A 13503-nucleotide genomic window follows, 5' to 3' on the forward strand; every position below is an offset into this window, starting at 1 on the left:
AGTGAGGAAGTAACAGTGCCCAAGATACTCGTACGCCTTGTACGCGGTGGTTTATGGTTGATAGTGATTATATCGTTACTATTAGCGTCGTTAATCACCGGCTTAAGGTTACTGCTTCCTCACCTCAATGATTACCGTCAGCCGATAGCACAATGGGTGTCTCAGCAGGCGGATATTTCTTTAAAATTGACGCATATCGAAGGCCGTTGGCAAGCGGCAGGTCCGGCTTTAACCTTAACGGGTATTACGCTTTCCGCTCCAAATCAGTCGCAACCGTTAGCTAAAATTGGCCAGGTTGGATTTTATTTTGATATTTGGCATTCCGCGCTGCATTTACGCCCCATTTTCAAACAAGTCACTATTCGTCAGGTCGATCTTGATCTGACAAAAATAAAACCATCTTCATCATCGTCTAATGGGGCTGATGTCAATGTCGCTCAACATTTAGAGCAATTATTTTTTACGCGTTTAGGTCAATTTAAACTGCTTGATTCGTCAGTATCTTTTATTGCGCCATCCGGCAATCAGCAGCAACTTAATATTAAGCAGCTTGATTGGGCGAACGTTGAAGGGCGTCATTTAGCACAAGGCAGTATTAATTTTACCAATACTGATTTGGGACAATTAGCGGTTAAAGCCGATATCTATGAACAAGGAGGACTTAACAGTTTATCCGGTTCGGTGTATATCAAAGGTGAACACGTTTCGGTAACGCCGTGGTTGAATAAACAACTTGCTGGGGTAGCAAATATTACCCATAGTGAAATTGGTGTTGAGGCGTGGTTAACCTTAAAACAGGGTCAGATAGAGAGTAGCAAAGCGAAGATCAATAACAGTATTATTGATTGGCAGGCGGGTAAGCAACAGCATCAAATTAATATTAAACATGGGCTGGTTTCATTAAGGCCGATTCGATTAGCTGATGGCTCAAAAACGTGGCGGATTGATACTGAAAAATTTTCTATTTATACCGATGATGTCGAGTGGCCAACATTTGATATTGCTGGACAATTAGCTTTTAGTGATCACGACCAATTAAAACAATGGAAACTCGCTTTAAGTAATATTGCCTTACAGCGATTATTACCATTAATTAATTTTTTACCCTCGACGAATCACATTGTTAATGCGGTGCAACACCTCCAACCGAGTGGGTTATTGACTCAGATTCGGGTTGCTGGTGAACATAATAAGGTGCCACGTTTTTCATTTAAGGTTCAGCAATTAAGTGTTAAACCATGGCAATGGGTACCGGGACTCAATCATTTAAATGCGACTATTGCAGGCGATGGTCAGCAAGGAAAAATTACCCTTAATGTTGCGGCTGACAGCTTTGCCTATGAACGGGTGTTTGCCAAACCATTAAAGATTAACCAAGCTCAAATACATGCTTATTGGCATCGAGATGCTAAAAGTACTACCTTATGGAGTGATCAACTTGCAGTGGCAACGCCTGATTTAACTTTTGCGGGACAAGCAAGAGTGGATATTGCTAATAATGCTGCACCATGGTTATCGTTATACGGCGAAGCGAATGTGGTTGATGCGGGGCAAACTTGGCGTTATTTACCACGACCAGCATTAGGTGATGCGCTCACTGATTATTTATCGAGGGCGATTAAAGGTGGTCAAGTAAAGTCTGCGCGTATTTTGTGGTACGGCGCTTTAAATAATTTCCCTTATCATCACCATGATGGTGTTTTTCAAGCATTTGTGCCGTTAACCAAAGCCAAGTTTAGTTTTGAACCTAGCTGGCCATTATTGCGTGACCTTCAGCTCGATTTATTGTTTGAAAATGACAAGATGTACATTGATGCCAATCACGTTAAAACAATGGCAGCACAAAGCTCCAAAGTGATTGGTGAGGCTGATTTAACCCCCAATGGTCATTTGAAATTAGCAATCGATCTTGCTGCTACAGGACCGCAAGTTCGCCAATATATGCTTAATAGCCCATTAGCAAATTCTGTTGGTAGTGCTTTGACGACGATTGATGTGACAGGACCTGTCACTGCAAAGCTTAATTTAGATATTCCATTTAATGGCACCGCGGTTGATGCGAGTGGTCGAGTTTATTTTAAGCATAATCCAATTACACTTACCACACCGCATTTAGCGATAGATAATGTTAGTGGTAGTTTACGTTTTACGAATAGTGCGATTAAAGCACAAGGACTGACAGGGCTATTATATCAGCAACCAATTCGGTTTGGCTTTAATGGCGATAATAGTCATCAAGCGGCGGATTATAAGGTCAATGTTAATATTGGCGGCCGATGGCAACTGGCTAAGTTGAGAGATTATTTGCCAGCCGTCGTCTTAAATAATGTTAGCGGTAGTAGTGATTGGCAAGCTCAGGTCGGGGTTAATATTAAACCTAAGGGGGTTAATTATAACGTTGGTGTCACGATCCCTTTAAATGATGTTAGTTCTAAATTACCGTATCCACTCCAGCAACCTCAAGACACTGCTGCAGCGCTAACGGTGCGTGTTAATGGTGACAAATCCCGCTTGTATGCTCAGGCTTTATTGCCGGATGTTAGCTATCAAGCACAACTGTCGTTATTGACAAAAGTGCCTAAAATTACTGCCAGTAACCTTAGCATAGGTAAAAAACGCTTATTAACTCAGCCATTACAAGGCCAGTTAGTGCGGATTAATAGTCGTCAATTTAATGCTGACCAATGGCTTGCGGTGGTGAAGCAACTAACGGATAAAAACGCCAAACTATCATCACTGACAACAGCCAACACTGCAGCATTTTCGTTGCCATTACCTACACGAGTGATGGCAAATATTGGTCAATTAACGTTAGGTGGTCTTAATTGGCACCAAGTTGATACCGTTGCAACGCGTGGTCAAGGTTGGTCAATAAAATTGGCATCACGTGAAGCGAATGGCTATATTTCATGGGACAAGAATCGGCCATTAAATGTCATTTTAAAATCGCTACATCTTAATTTACCGCAATTAAATCAGCAGCCACCTGCTGCATTATTAACACCAATATTAGCCACAAAACTACCATCAACGTTAGTTACCGCTAACGATCGCCACATTATGGCTGCAATACCGAAAATAGATTTGTCGATTGCTGATGCATGGTTACAAGGCTATCGGTTGGGGGCGGTAACGGCAAAGTTAACTAAGACCAACAATAGCTTGCAGTTGCAGCAGTTTAATATTAAATCTGGTAATGTGAAATTAAAGGCATCTGGTGACTGGAGTATAGGTCAGCGACATAATCAGACTAAACTCGATGTCGTTATTAGTGGTAGTAATAGCACTGATTTACTTGATAGATTTGGAATTTCAGGTGGTGTACAGGATGCACCGTTTAATACTCATGTCATAGTTAATTGGCAAGGTACACCTTGGGGCATAGATCGTAGTACATTAAATGGCACCGTGGCCACTGATATCGGTAAAGGTCTCGTTAGTGGTGTTGGTGGTGCTGGGCGATTACTGGGCTTATTTAGTCTTGATTCGATTATACGAAAAATGAAGCTCGATTTTTCTGGGGTATTTGATAACGGCTTAGCCTTTAATTATATTCGCGGTAACGGCATTATCAAAGACGGTATTTTTGATAGCGATAATATTAAGATGCAAGCGTTAGCGGGTGATATGTACATCAACGGTAAAGTTAATCTGATTGATGAAAAAGTGAATGCTAACGTTAAATTTATTCCTGATTTCACCTCAGGATTACCGGTAATGACGGCATTTGCAGTTGCACCACAAGTTGCATTGTATGTGTTCGCGATCTCAACCGTATTGTCGCCGGTGTTAGACGTTATTACCCAAGTTAATTATCAAGTTACGGGGCCGATAGCTTCCCCAAAAGTGGTTGAACGATCACGTTTAGAGGGTGAATACAAAATACCAGAGAGCAGTAATCTTTAATGCTGAAGCTGTTACTTTTGCGGTGATAGTCGATGAATCTGATTAATTTCAGTTATAGTTCAGGAGATAGCCATGACAAAGATTGGTGTAGTACAAATGAACTCAGGCACAGATCCTGAGCGTAACCTGAGCCAATTAAAGAAGTTTATGCAAGGGTTGCAGCTACAGGGGGCTAAATTAGTGGTTACCCCTGAAAATACTGTTGTTTTTGGCAGTAAAGCCGATTATCAACGCTGGGCTGAGCCATTGGGCAACGGCCCATTGCAGCAACAACTATCTCAGTATTCACAACAGTTAGGGATTTGGCTATTGATCGGATCGATGCCCATTTTACAAGCTGACGGCAGCATCACGACGACTGCGGTGTTATTTGATGATCAAGGTAAGATCCAAGCTCATTATAATAAAATGCATATGTTTGATGTTAATGTTGCCGATAAACATCAGAGTTACCGAGAATCTGATACCTTTAAAGCGGGTGACGACATTAAAGTGATCGATACTCCTTTTGGTAAACTAGGATTATCTATTTGTTATGATATTCGTTTTCCGCAACTTTACAGTGAATTACGTCAGCAAGGTGCTGATATTATAGTTATTCCGGCAGCATTCACTAAGTTAACGGGACGAGCTCACTGGGAAGTGTTAGTGCGCGCGCGCGCGATTGAAACTCAGTGCTGGGTGGTCGCGGCAGCGCAGTGGGGCGAGCATAATGAAACGCGAGAAACATGGGGTCATTCCATGATTGTTGATCCATGGGGACAAGTGGTTGCTTGCCAACAACAAGGAACGGGTGTTCTGACAGCGAATGTTGATTTACAATTAGCTAATAAGATTCGCACAAATATGCCAGTGGCTGATCATGCCCGATTGGTGTTCAGTCATATTCAATAATTAAGAGCAAATTAATGACCCTTAACACTGTAGAAAGTACCATGCTAGACCAATCAGGTCTTGGTCGTGATGAATTGCATAACATTCTTGGCTTAATTGCTACCCGTGATGTTGATTATGCTGATATATATTTTCAGTCATGCTGGCATGAGTCGTTAGTTTTAGAAGACAGTATTATCAAAGATGGCTCGTTTAACATTGATCGTGGTGTGGGCGTGCGTGCTGTTGCTGGTGAGAAAACCGGCTTTGCTTACTCAGATCAAATCAATTTATTAGCCTTAACCCAAAGTGCTAAAGCTGCGCGTGGAATTGTTCGTCAAGGCGGTAATGGCAAAGTTCAGACATTTGCACCAATGGCATCGTCAGGTATTTATTCACCGATTAATCCATTAGGTAGTTTTGATAAATACCAAAAAATCGCATTGCTTGAAGAAATTGATCGTTATATTCGTACTAAAGAGCCATTGGTCACTGAAGTTTCAGCCAGTATCAATGGTGTCTATGAAGAAGTATTAGTTGCGGCATTAGATGGTACTTATGCGGCAGATATCCGTCCCTTGGTACGTTTATCTATTAGCGTTTTGGTTGAAAAAGGCGATAAGCGTGAACGTGGTAGTGCTGGTGGCGGTGGTCGTTATGGCTATGAAACGTTTTTAACTGAAGATGCAACCGGTAAAAGCCAAGCGATCTTTTTTGCTGATGAAGCGATTCGCCAAGCATTAGTTAACCTTGAAGCTGATGCTGCGCCTGCTGGTACTATGCCGATTGTATTAGGGGCGGGTTGGCCAGGGGTGTTATTGCATGAAGCGGTAGGTCACGGTTTAGAAGGTGATTTTAATCGTAAAGGCTCATCAATGTTCGCTGGCCAAATAGGACAGCAAGTGACTTCGCCGTTATGTACTATTGTTGATGATGGTACGCTAGTCGATCGCCGAGGTTCAATTAATATTGATGATGAGGGTACGCCAGCACAACATAATGTCTTGATTGAAGGCGGTAAGCTTAAAGGCTATATGCAAGATAAGCTCAATGCGCGTTTAATGGGGGTTGCACCAACAGGTAACGGTCGTCGTGAATCCTATGCGCATTTACCGATGCCGCGAATGACCAATACTTATATGTTGCCAGGCGAACATACTCCAGAAGAAATTATTGCCAGTGTTAAAAGTGGTATTTATGCGCCTAACTTTGGCGGCGGTCAGGTTGATATTACTTCGGGCAAATTCGTTTTCTCTGCTTCAGAAGCTTACTTGATTGAAAACGGTAAAATTACTCGTCCGATTAAAGGTGCGACCTTAATTGGTAGTGGTATTGAAGCGATGCAGCAAGTGTCGATGGTCGGTAATGATCTTGATATTGACCGTGGCGTTGGTGTGTGTGGTAAAGCGGGTCAAAGCGTGCCTGTTGGTGTTGGTCAACCAACATTGAAGATCGATTCAATGACGGTTGGTGGCACTGAATAAATAACAGTAACTACTTTATTTTAAATAAAAATGCCGGCAGAGATGCTGGCATTTTTGTTATTGCTGAGGGTATTAATCGAGGAGATTAATCAGCAAGGTATAAAGATTTTAGATATTGAAAAATTTCACGGCATGCTTTGCCTGGTTTTTCCTGCGCTTTTTCTTTAGCTGCTTGACGAACCAATTGGCGTAGGTGTTGGCGATCAGCATCTGGATGATCAACCATAATAGCATTAAGCATGCTGTCACCATTTTCAATCAGCTTATCACGTTTGATTTCAAGCTTTTTAAGGGCAACAGTGTGCTGTGAGTGCTTATTATTTAATTTGTCGAGTGCAGCTTGAATTGGCTCGAGATCCATATGACGCATCTGCTTACCAATAAATTGCAACTGACGACGACGAGCTTCTTTGCTAAAGCGCTGGGCGTCTTTAATTGCTGCCATCATTTCTTCATCTAATGGCACTTTTGCTAGCGCGTTGGGTGTAAGTTCAACTAACGCTTCACCAATTTTTTGTAACTCTTCCATGTCGCGTTTCATCTCGGATTTACTTACCCAGATGATTTCTTCTTCTTCATCCCAAGGGGCTTTTTTGTTTTTACGGCTCATAAATGGGCTCACTCATTGTATCAATAGTTCTATTTTATCAGTTTAATAACGATTTTGGGCGTAAATTACATTATTCTATAACTAATAAGCTAAACCCTAACCTTAAGTGATTGTATGGACGTAAGAGAACAGGTTGCTCATCAGCGTGTTGAACTTGAAGCTGCAGTAGCAAAAGCGCTTGAAGTTGCTGGTAAACAGGCTGATGCAGCCGAAGTAGCCATTAACAAAACAACAGGTATCAGTGTTTCAACTCGCATGTGTGAAGTTGAAAACGTTGAATTTAATAGCGATGGTGCGCTTGGTATTACTGTGTACCGTGGCAACCGTAAAGGTAGTGCATCAACCTCAGATTTAAGCGAAGCAGCCATTGCTCAAACTGTTGCAGCCGCTTTAGATATTGCAAATTACACATCTGAAGATCCGTTTGCAGGTCCAGGTCCAGCAGAATTAATGGCGCGTAATATTCCTGATTTAGACTTATTTCATCCAGATGAGCCTGAACCTGACCATGCTGCTGCCGTCGCAATTGCCGCAGAAGAAGCTGCGCTTGCGTTTGATCCGCGCGTAAAACAAAGTGATGGTGCTAGCTACGATAGTCACTACGGTGTACGTGTTTATGGTAATAGTCATGGCATGTTAGCCAGTTATGCCTCTAGTCGTCATAGCATTAGTTGTTGTGTGATCAGTGAAGGTAAAAATGGCAATATGGAGCGTGATTATAGCTATACCACTTCACGTCTAGCATCTGAAATGTGGACGCCTGAACGGGTTGGTCGTCATGCAGCAGAGCGTACGGTTAGCCGTATTGATCCACAAAAACTGACTACGCGTGAAGCACCAGTGATGTTTGCCGCTGATGTCGCAACGGGATTGTTTGGCCACTTAGTGATGGGGATCAGCGGTGCTAATCTATACCGTAAATCATCATTTTTGTTAGACAAACTTGGTGAGCAGATTTTTCCAGAATGGTTAAACATCAGCGAGCGTCCTCATATTTTACGTGGTATGGCAAGTACCCCGTTTGATAGTGAAGGCTTAGCGACTTATGATCGTGAAATCATTACGGGTGGTGCACTGCAGACGTATTTGTTAACCAGTTATGCTGCGCGTAAGATGAAAATGCAGCCGACTGGCCATGCTGGTGGTATTCACAACTGGTTAGTATCATCAAGTGGTGAAAGCTTTGAGCAAATGCTGAAGAAGATGGATCGCGGCTTGCTTGTTACTGAATTGATGGGTCAAGGGGTTAACATTATCACTGGCGATTACTCGCGCGGTGCTGCTGGCTTCTGGGTTGAGAATGGCCAAATTCAATACCCTGTATCTGAAATTACGATTGCGGGTAATCTTAAAGATATGATGCAGAATATTGTCGCAATTGGTAGTGATACTGAAACGCGCAGTCAGATTCTAACGGGGTCAATGCTGTTAGATTCAATGAAAATTGCGGGTGAATAATCGTATTTAACCTAGCATAAATTATCAATAAAAAGCCCGAATCAATTGCTTGATTCGGGCTTTTTTGATCGAGTTAGTTATTCGGAATTAAGGCGTAATAAAGATCGTTGCTAGACCTAAGAACACCATTAAACCGACAATATCAGTACAGGTCGTGAGTGCCATACCACCTGCGAGTGCTGGGTCTATCTTTAGTTTTTTAAGTCCGATTGGAATTAATACTCCAGCAACACCAGCAATAAACAGGTTGGCTAGCATAGCTCCGGCCATAATGGCACCCAGCATTAGGCTGCCTTTCCAAACAAAGACCACGACCCCGATAATTAATGCCCAAACTAAGCCATTAATTAACCCCACCCGTGCTTCTTTACTCAGTAGCCAGCGGGTGTTGGTATCACCGATATGGCCAACAGCAAGGCCTCGAATAACCAGTGCTACAGTTTGGTTACCTGCGACACCACCCATCGATGGCACTATTGTCATTAATACCGCTACGGTCGCCATCTGTTGTAAAGTGTGTTCAAACATGTTGGAAACAGATGCTGCCGCTAAGGCTGTCAGAACATTAACCCCTAACCAAATGCTACGACTTTTTGCTGATTTTAATACTGGAGCAAAAGTATCTTCATCATCATCCATACCTGCCATGGTCATCATTGAGTGTTCTGCTTCTTCACGGATCAAGTCAACCACGTCATCGATAGTAATACGACCTAGTAGATGGTTGTTAGCATCAACAACAGGTGCAGATAGCCAATTTCGACGCTCAAAGATATTCGCTATTTCACTATCTGCCATATCAACAGCAATTGCTTCATCAGCATCTTGCATCACATCTTTAATTTCAATGTCTGGTTGGGTAGTGATCAAGGTGGATAGAGATAGATGACCAATTAATACTTGGCTATCATCAACAACATATAAAGAATCAGTTGCTTCTGGAAGTTCACCACGCATACGTAAATAACGTAATACCACATCGGCCGTTACGTCACCACGAATGGTGATAAAATCGGTACTCATCATCCCACCGGCAGTATCTTCCGGGTAGGCGAGTGCTGTTTCGATACGATGACGATCGGTGGCATCCATTTGTGCCAATACTTCTTGGTAACGCTCATCAGAGAGGCTACGAAGTACGTATGCGACATCATCGCTTTCCATCCCCTCGGTAACGGCTGCCAGTTTTTCTGGTTCCATTTGCGAGACGATGCCATCTTTTACATCTTCAGAAAGCTCATCAAGGATCTCCCCTTGCTCTTCCGGATCCGTCAATTGCCATAAGACTTGACGTTCTTTCGGTGGCGAGGCTTCTAACAGGTGAGCAATATCCTCCGGCTCCATATCTTGGAGTAATCGGCGAACATGGACAAACATGCCATTTTCAAGTGCTTTGTTGACTTCTTGGAGTGTGTGATGGGTTTGATCTTGTTCTAATACATCCGCCATAGGTATTAGGCCCACTTATATTTGATGGCGCAATAAGCTGAATTTTAACGTAATCAGTTAGCCTTTGTCTCCTGCTGATTGATATTTAATTAGCTCATAAACCAATCAAGTATGGGCGATACGCATGATCATAATGGTGATATATCTACATTTCATGCTTTTTCTCTACCAAGAACCTCTAAAAAGTGTATTTGGCGAGAATGTATCGCGCACTAAAAAAGTTATTAAGTTGAACAATAAATCAGGACTTATAGCTAATAATCGATTGTTAGTGGGATAATTTGTTAATTTTCTTCATCAAATCCCGCTTCAATTAGGCTTGAAACGGCAATCAAAGCAGATTTAGCATCTTGGCCTTCAGCACTGACCATGATTTTTTGGCCTTGTGCTGAGTCAAGCATTAGTAATCCCATTACGCTATCAGCTGTCGCACTGTTATCACCATTAGAGATAGTAATGACGGCTTCAAAGCTTTGAGCTAACTCAACCAACTTTATCGCCGCTCGAGCATGAAGCCCGAGGCGATTACGAATAAATAATTCACGGCTGATGGTCATTTATAATTTTCCAGCGTGCGATGACGTACCTGCACTTGCTGACCTTGCTGCGTAAAATAATCGGCAAGTTGCTGGGCGATATAGACCGAACGGTGTTGTCCGCCTGTACAGCCAATGGCTACTGTGACATAACTACGGTTATTTTTTTCTAACATAGGTAGCCAAGTTTCGATGAAATTACGCAATTGATAATTAAGCTTATTGACTTCAGCATGCGCGGATAAAAAATCTTTTACGCCTTGATCAAGACCTGTTTGGGGTTTGAGCTCAGGTACCCAGTGTGGATTAGGTAAAAAACGCACATCAAATACATAGTCAGCATCAGAAGGGAGACCATGTTTAAAACCAAAAGATTCAAACACTAAGATCAATTCTCGTGCTTCACGGCCTAGTACTCGAGCACGAACAGTTTCACTTAAATCATGAATGGAACGGTTAGTGGTATCAATTACAAGATCCGCATTCTCTTTAAGATCACTTAACAAGGCACTTTCTGATTGGATAGCTTGTTCCAAGCTCATGTTGTGGCGAGATAGCGGGTGTAAACGGCGTGTTTCACTGTAGCGTTTGACCAACTCTTTATCATCAGCATCGAGAAAGATAACGTTGACATCAACATCACTGGCTAAATTTTTAAAAATGGCTTCGAGCTCACCTTGATGCGGCGGCATATTACGAATATCGATGCTAACAGCTATGTCTTGCTCGCTATTTGCTATGTCATTTACAAATTGTGGCAGCAGGTGTACGGGAAGGTTATCAACACAGTAATATCCTAAATCTTCTAGCACGCGTAGTGCGACCGATTTACCAGAACCTGAGCGGCCACTAACAACCATTAACCTCATGGTTAAGCTACCTTCTTTATGTGGGGGTTCACTGATTTATTCTTCACCAATCAGTATGTTATATAATTCTTGATCGGTTGTTGCATTGCGTAATTGCTTGCAAATTTTCTTATTGCCAAGTTTTTCAGCCATGCTTGCAAGGGTCGATAAATGCTCTTTACATTGTTCTTCAGGAACCAGAAGGGCAAATAAAAGATCAATCGGTTGGCCATCAATGGCATCAAAGTCGATTGGATCTTGGCATTGAATCAGGATCGCAATAGCGTGATCACTGTTACTGATTCGACCATGCGGAATCGCAATGCCGTTACCAATACCTGTGGTACCCAATTTTTCACGATTGAGCATACATTCAAATAATGGCTGCGGGTTTTGATCAAGATGTGCTGCGGCGATCTCACTGATGAGCTCTAGCGCGCGTTTTTTGCTGGAGCAGGGGACTGCACTTTTGGTGCAGTCCAGGCTCAATACTTTACTCAGTTGCATGATTAGTGACTATTGAGTTTATCTTTATGTTTGTTTAATTGACGGACCAGTTTATCAGTCAATTCGTCAATCGCGGCATACATATTTTCAGAATCAGCCTTTGCGTGGATTTCTCCTGAATTAATATGCAGTGTTGCTTCGGCAATTTGTTGGAGCTTTTCGACATTTAAGATCACTTGTACAGTATTGATTTTGTCGAAGAATCGCTCTAATTTTTCAAATTTGGTACTGACATACTCTCGTAAAGAATCGGTTACATCAACATGGTGTCCGGTAATATTGATTTGCATAGACATCTTCCTTTTGTTGGCGCTGATCCGATTTAGATCAGACATTTTCGCTGATTTGATGGCGGAATTCCTAAAGATTCACGGTATTTAGCGATAGTTCGTCGCGCAACCATGATTCCTTGTTCTGCCAATAAAGTCGCAATTTTGCTGTCACTCAGGGGTTTAGCCTGATTTTCAGCAGCAACAAGTTTCTTCACCAGTGCGCGAATAGCTGTCGATGAACATTCACCGCCATTATCCGTACTGACATGACTTGAGAAGAAGTATTTCAATTCAAAAATACCCCGAGGTGTATGCATATATTTTTGTGTAGTGACTCGGGATATGGTGGATTCGTGCATTTCAACCGCGAGAGCGATGTCGTTAAGAACCATCGGTTTCATGGCTTCTTCACCAAATTCAAAAAAATCTTGCTGTTGTTCAACAATACAACGAGCAACTTTCAGCAAGGTTTCATTGCGACTTTCAAGGCTTTTAATTAGCCATTTTGCGTCTTGTAGGTGGGTGCGGATAAATTGGCCATCAGCACTATTACGGGTGTTGTTACTCAATGCGGCATATTGCTGATTAACTTTGATGCGTGGAATGCTATCAGGGTTAATACTGACTACCCATTTGCCATTCTCTTTAAATACTGACACATCGGGAATAACGTATTCAGTTTCAGTTGATACTACGCGGTTACCTGGGCGAGGATCTAAGCTATGGATCAGATCCATTACCGCCTTAAGTTCTGGCTCTTTGAGCTTGGTCTCTCGCATTAGCTGACGATAATCGCGATTGCCTAATAAATTAATGTGTTCGCGCAATAGCATTTTAGCTTCAGCAAGCCATTGGGTCTGGGGTGGATAAGTGGCAAGTTGCAGTAATAAACATTCTTGTAAATTACGAGAGGCGACCCCGAGTGGATCAAATTGCTGTACTCGTTTAAGTACAGCTTCCACTTCATCAAGTTCAATCTCAAGCTCTTCATCTTCGAAGTTTTCAAGAATTTCAGCGGTGGTGCAGCTGAGATAGCCTTTTTCATTAACCGCATCGATAATGGCGGTCGCAATGGCTAAATCCGTTTCACTAAATGGGGTTAGATGCACTTGCCACATTAAGTAATCTTGTAGTGATTCGGTGGTTTCACCTTGATACACAGGAATGTCGTCATCAATCGCAATGCCAGCACTACCTGTGCCTGCACTGTAAACATCATCCCAAGTGCTATCAACAGGGAGTTCAGTGGGTAGTTCGCGCGTTTCTAGTGCATCTGCTGTATCAAAGCTTTCAATATCGTCGAGATTTTCACTGCTGTCGTTAGTGGTGGTTTCTGCGGTGGAGGTGTCATTGTTAGTGCTGACTTCATCCGCATCAAGTGTTTCATCGAGCTCTAGGAGAGGGTTACCATCAAGCGCTTCTTGAATTTCTTGTTGGAGTTCCAACGTAGATAGCTGCAACAAGCGAATAGCTTGTTGCAGCTGAGGCGTCATTGCTAACTGTTGACCGAGCTTAAGTTGGAGCGAAGTTTTCATTAACGTTGATACACCTTATTGTTAT

The 13503-nt window shown here is 42.4% G+C and carries 11 protein-coding genes; 4 read left to right on the plus strand and 7 right to left on the minus strand.

What is annotated here, in order from left to right:
• Window positions 1-15 precede the first annotated feature (15 nt).
• The 3 genes from PPBDW_RS02035 to tldD all read left to right on the plus strand — a co-directional run bounded on the left by PPBDW_RS02035 (window position 16) and on the right by tldD (window position 6263).
• Window positions 16-3906, plus strand: coding sequence for a YhdP family protein (locus tag PPBDW_RS02035; RefSeq protein WP_036793132.1), 3891 nt, complete (start codon window positions 16-18; stop codon window positions 3904-3906).
• 72 nt (window positions 3907-3978) lie between these two features.
• On the plus strand, window positions 3979-4800 hold the full coding sequence (locus PPBDW_RS02040) for a carbon-nitrogen hydrolase family protein (RefSeq protein WP_036793134.1): 822 nt from the start codon (window positions 3979-3981) through the stop codon (window positions 4798-4800).
• 14 nt (window positions 4801-4814) lie between these two features.
• Window positions 4815-6263, plus strand: coding sequence for a metalloprotease TldD (gene tldD, locus PPBDW_RS02045; RefSeq protein WP_036793136.1), 1449 nt, complete (start codon window positions 4815-4817; stop codon window positions 6261-6263).
• An 85-nt stretch (window positions 6264-6348) separates the two neighbouring features.
• Here the strand turns inward: tldD and yjgA are convergent, their stop codons facing one another.
• On the minus strand, window positions 6349-6873 hold the full coding sequence (gene yjgA, locus PPBDW_RS02050) for a ribosome biogenesis factor YjgA (protein WP_036793138.1): 525 nt from the start codon (window positions 6871-6873) through the stop codon (window positions 6349-6351).
• Between the two features lie 114 nt (window positions 6874-6987).
• Here yjgA and pmbA point away from each other — a divergent pair, with 114 nt between their 5' ends.
• Window positions 6988-8331: a metalloprotease PmbA gene (gene pmbA / locus PPBDW_RS02055; RefSeq protein ID WP_036793140.1), complete on the plus strand. Its 1344-nt coding sequence runs from the start codon at window positions 6988-6990 to the stop codon at window positions 8329-8331.
• 87 nt (window positions 8332-8418) lie between these two features.
• On the opposite strand, the gene mgtE is transcribed toward pmbA, so the two are convergent.
• The 6 genes from mgtE to PPBDW_RS02085 all read right to left on the minus strand — a co-directional run bounded on the left by mgtE (window position 8419) and on the right by PPBDW_RS02085 (window position 13478).
• Window positions 8419-9780 carry a magnesium transporter gene (gene mgtE / locus PPBDW_RS02060; protein ID WP_036793142.1) on the minus strand — a complete coding sequence of 454 codons (1362 nt, stop codon included), beginning with the start codon at window positions 9778-9780 and terminating at the stop codon, window positions 8419-8421.
• 284 nt (window positions 9781-10064) lie between these two features.
• On the minus strand, window positions 10065-10337 hold the full coding sequence (locus tag PPBDW_RS02065) for an HPr family phosphocarrier protein (protein WP_036793143.1): 273 nt from the start codon (window positions 10335-10337) through the stop codon (window positions 10065-10067).
• The gene (gene rapZ, locus PPBDW_RS02070; protein ID WP_036793145.1) at window positions 10334-11185 is read right to left on the minus strand and encodes an RNase adapter RapZ; all 852 of its coding nucleotides are present in this window, start codon (window positions 11183-11185) and stop codon (window positions 10334-10336) included. The genes PPBDW_RS02065 and rapZ overlap by 4 nt, the downstream gene beginning before the upstream one ends.
• 36 nt (window positions 11186-11221) lie before the next feature.
• Window positions 11222-11671: a PTS IIA-like nitrogen regulatory protein PtsN gene (gene ptsN / locus PPBDW_RS02075; protein ID WP_036793146.1), complete on the minus strand. Its 450-nt coding sequence runs from the start codon at window positions 11669-11671 to the stop codon at window positions 11222-11224.
• A gap of 2 nt (window positions 11672-11673) precedes the next feature.
• Window positions 11674-11961, minus strand: a complete 288-nt coding sequence (gene hpf / locus PPBDW_RS02080; RefSeq protein WP_036793148.1) for a ribosome hibernation promoting factor — start codon at window positions 11959-11961, stop codon at window positions 11674-11676.
• A 32-nt stretch (window positions 11962-11993) separates the two neighbouring features.
• Complete coding sequence (locus PPBDW_RS02085; protein WP_036793150.1) at window positions 11994-13478, minus strand: RNA polymerase factor sigma-54; 1485 nt, start codon at window positions 13476-13478, stop codon at window positions 11994-11996.
• Between the last annotated feature and the right edge of the window lie 25 nt (window positions 13479-13503).

Source organism: Photobacterium kishitanii, assembly GCF_000613045.3.
GTDB classification, from domain to species: Bacteria; Pseudomonadota; Gammaproteobacteria; order Enterobacterales; family Vibrionaceae; genus Photobacterium; species Photobacterium kishitanii.

Excerpts from the sequence above, each read along its gene's own strand:
- PPBDW_RS02040 (WP_036793134.1), top strand. The coding sequence starts at position 3,979 with ATGACAAAGATTGGTGTAGTACAAATGAACTCAGGCACAGATCCTGAG.
- tldD (WP_036793136.1), top strand. The coding sequence starts at position 4,815 with ATGACCCTTAACACTGTAGAAAGTACCATGCTAGACCAATCAGGTCTT.
- yjgA (WP_036793138.1), bottom strand. The coding sequence starts at position 6,873 with ATGAGCCGTAAAAACAAAAAAGCCCCTTGGGATGAAGAAGAAGAAATC.
- pmbA (WP_036793140.1), top strand. The coding sequence starts at position 6,988 with ATGGACGTAAGAGAACAGGTTGCTCATCAGCGTGTTGAACTTGAAGCT.
- mgtE (WP_036793142.1), bottom strand. The coding sequence starts at position 9,780 with ATGGCGGATGTATTAGAACAAGATCAAACCCATCACACACTCCAAGAA.
- PPBDW_RS02065 (WP_036793143.1), bottom strand. The coding sequence starts at position 10,337 with ATGACCATCAGCCGTGAATTATTTATTCGTAATCGCCTCGGGCTTCAT.
- rapZ (WP_036793145.1), bottom strand. The coding sequence starts at position 11,185 with ATGAGGTTAATGGTTGTTAGTGGCCGCTCAGGTTCTGGTAAATCGGTC.
- ptsN (WP_036793146.1), bottom strand. The coding sequence starts at position 11,671 with ATGCAACTGAGTAAAGTATTGAGCCTGGACTGCACCAAAAGTGCAGTC.
- hpf (WP_036793148.1), bottom strand. The coding sequence starts at position 11,961 with ATGCAAATCAATATTACCGGACACCATGTTGATGTAACCGATTCTTTA.
- PPBDW_RS02085 (WP_036793150.1), bottom strand. The coding sequence starts at position 13,478 with ATGAAAACTTCGCTCCAACTTAAGCTCGGTCAACAGTTAGCAATGACG.